2 protein-coding genes are annotated in these 2338 nt (G+C 73.9%); both read left to right on the top strand.

Features of this window, described 5'->3' with window-relative positions; genetic code table 11:
- Positions 1–29: 29 nt before the first annotated feature.
- Positions 30–1220, top strand: a complete 1191-nt coding sequence (locus tag EST54_RS33710) for an acyl-CoA dehydrogenase family protein (RefSeq protein WP_129251463.1) — start codon at positions 30–32, stop codon at positions 1218–1220.
- A complete protein-coding gene (locus EST54_RS33705) occupies positions 1220–2290 on the top strand; it encodes a Zn-dependent alcohol dehydrogenase (protein ID WP_129251462.1) in 1071 nt (356 codons plus the stop codon). The genes EST54_RS33710 and EST54_RS33705 overlap by 1 nt, the downstream gene beginning before the upstream one ends.
- Positions 2291–2338 lie beyond the last annotated feature (48 nt).

Genomic DNA, 2338 nt, shown 5'->3' with positions numbered 1-2338 from the left:
GTCGGTGGGGGCGGGCAGGGGAGGTCGACGTGGACTTCGGTTTCGGGCGTGCGGACGAGCGGTTCCGGGCGGAGGCCCGTGACTGGCTCGGGTGTCATCTCGTGGGGCCGTACGCCGAGTGGGCGGGGCGCGGCGGCCCCGGCAGCGAGCACGAAGGGGCCGCGGTGCGCCGGGCCTGGGAGCGGGAGCTGGGGGCCGGCGGCTGGATCGGGCTCGGGTGGGACTGCCCGGCGGGCCGTTACGGGAACCGGCCGGTGAGCCTGACCCGGCAGGTCGTCTGGGCCGAGGAGTACGCGCGGGCCAGGGCGCCGGGGCGGGTCGGACACATCGGGGAGAACCTGCTGGCGCCGACCCTGCTCGCCTACGGGGACGAGGCGCAGCGGCAGCGGTTCCTGCCGGCCATCGCCCGGGGCGAGGAGCTGTGGTGCCAGGGCTACAGCGAGCCGGACGCGGGGTCGGACCTGGCGGGACTGCGGACGGTCGCGGTCCGCGACGGCGCCGGGTACCGCGTCACCGGGCAGAAGATCTGGACCTCGCTGGCCAGGGAGGCCGACTGGTGCTTCGTGCTGGCGCGGACGGATCCGGCCGAGCGGCGGCACCGGGGGCTCTCGTTCCTGCTGGTGCTGATGGACCAGCCGGGGCGGATCGAGGTGCGGCCGATCCGGCAGATGTCCGGGACGGCGGAGTTCAACGAGGTGTTCTTCGACGGCGCGGTGGCCGGGCACGTGGTCGGCGGGGAAGGGGCCGGCTGGCGGGTCGCCATGGGGCTGCTGGCGTGTGAGCGGGGAGTGTCGACGCTGGTGCAGCAGATCGGGTTCGCCGCGGAGCTCTCCGCGGTGATCGCCGCCGCGGTCCGTGGCGGGACCCTGCGCGATCCGGTACTGCGCGACCAACTCCTCACCCAATGGGCCGAGTTGCGGGTCATGCGGTGGAACGCGCTGCGGACCCTGGGCGCGGCCGGGGACGCCGGTGCGCCGAGCGTGGCCAAGCTGCTGTGGGGCGGCTGGCATCAGCGGCTGGGGGAGCTGGCGATGCGGGTGCGGGGCGCCGCGGCCGCGCTGGGGCCCGGCGACTGGAGTGCGCAGGCGCCGTACGAACTGGACGCGTTCCAACGGCTGTTCCTGTTCACCCGGGCCGACACCCTCTACGGCGGCTCGGACGAGATCCAGCGCAACATCATCGCCGAGCGCGTGCTCGGCCTGCCCAGAGGGGAGCGGTGATGAGGGGCGTCATATTCGACGGCGAGCGGCCGCACGTCGTGGACGATCTGGAGGTACGGGCTCCGGGGCCGGGCGAGGTGCTGGTCGGGGTCCGGGCCGCGGGGCTGTGCCACAGCGATCTGTCGGTGATCGACGGGACCATTCCGTTCCCGGTGCCGGTGGTGCTGGGGCACGAGGGGGCGGGGGTGGTGGAGGCCGTGGGCGCGGGCGTCGGCCATGTGGTGCCCGGCGACCATGTCGCGCTGTCGACGCTGGCCAACTGCGGGGCGTGCGCGGAGTGCGACCGGGGGCGCCCGACGATGTGCCGCAAGGCGATCGGGATGCCCGGCAAGCCCTTCCGGCGCGGGGACACCGAGCTGTTCAACTTCGCGTCGAACTCGGCGTTCGCGGAGCGTACGGTCGTCAAGGCGGTGCAGGCCGTCAAGATCCCCCAGGACATTCCGCCGGCGTCGGCCGCGCTGATCGGGTGCGGGGTGCTGACCGGGGTCGGGGCGGTGCTCAACCGGGCGAAGGTGGACCGCGGGGACTCGGTCGTGGTGATCGGGGCCGGCGGCATCGGACTCAACGTGCTCCAGGGAGCGCGGATCGCCGGGGCGTCGACGATCGTGGCGGTGGACGCCAACCCCGCCAAGGAGCCGGTGGCGCGGCAGTTCGGGGCGACGCACTTCATCGACGCGTCGGCGGTGGCGGACAGCGTCAAGGCGGTGAAGGCGATCCTGCCGACCGGCACCGACCATGCCTTCGAGTGCGTGGGCAGCACCCGGCTGATCCGGCAGGCCGTCGATCTGCTGGACCGGCACGGCCAGGCGGTGCTGCTCGGGGTGCCGCCGGCCACCGCCGAGGCCTCGTTCCTGGTGTCGTCGATGTACCTGGACAAGTCGATCCTGGGCTGCCGCTACGGGTCGTCGCGACCGCAGCGGGACATCGCGCTGTACGCCCGGCTGTACCGCGAAGGGCGGCTGCTGCTGGACGAGTTGGTGACCCGGACGTACCCGGTGGAGGACTTCGCCAAGGCGGCCGACGACGCGCACCACGGGCGGGTGGCGCGGGGGGTGTTGATGTTCGGGTAGTTGGGGTGGTCCGGGCGGTTCGGGTGGCGGCTTGAGAGGGGGGCGGGC

The sequence above is a fragment of the Streptomyces sioyaensis genome (genome assembly GCF_004122735.1).
GTDB classification, from domain to species: domain Bacteria; phylum Actinomycetota; class Actinomycetes; order Streptomycetales; family Streptomycetaceae; genus Streptomyces; species Streptomyces sioyaensis.
This window is presented reverse-complemented; position numbering and strand designations above follow the sequence as displayed.

What these genes read in the sequence shown, in the direction of transcription:
- EST54_RS33705 (WP_129251462.1), top strand. Translation starts at nt 1,220, where the DNA reads ATGAGGGGCGTCATATTCGACGGCGAGCGGCCGCACGTCGTGGACGAT.